We start from the raw sequence: 405 nt of genomic DNA on the forward strand, positions 1-405 counted from the left end.
GGTGAATTCAATGTTTAAGCCTAAAGAGTCTAGCCAAAGTGAATTTGAATTTGTGTCTATTGATGAATCAGTGGGAGGAGTACAAGGAAAAGATAAGAGTAAATCGCTTATCTAAATCAGGAAAAAAACTTTATAAATTTAGAAAGGAAAAAATTGAGCGAAGCTTCGCAGACTCCAAAGAGCTGCATGGGCTTCGCTACTGCCGGTTGCGAGGAAAAAAAAGCAAGTGAGCAAGCGCTTCTAACCGCAGCTTGCCAGAACATGAAAAAGAGTGCGATACATTTATTCAGGTTGGAAAAGGTGTGTTGCAATACTTCAGGTTGATTATCTCCTGTTGATTGGAGCGGAAGGTGCGAAGACTCCTGCGGGAGTACGGGACAGGGGAGACCCCGCAGGCGCGGAACG

General features: G+C 44.2%; 1 pseudogene. It reads left to right on the top strand.

From position 1 onward, the window contains the following. Positions 1-8: 8 nt before the first annotated feature. Positions 9-324: pseudogene (locus M3234_RS28980) on the top strand (transposase); the annotation flags it as partial. Positions 325-405: the final 81 nt, after the last annotated feature.

Origin of the sequence: Neobacillus niacini (assembly GCF_023715785.1) — a bacterium.
GTDB lineage: Bacteria > Bacillota > Bacilli > Bacillales > Cytobacillaceae > Neobacillus > Neobacillus niacini_E.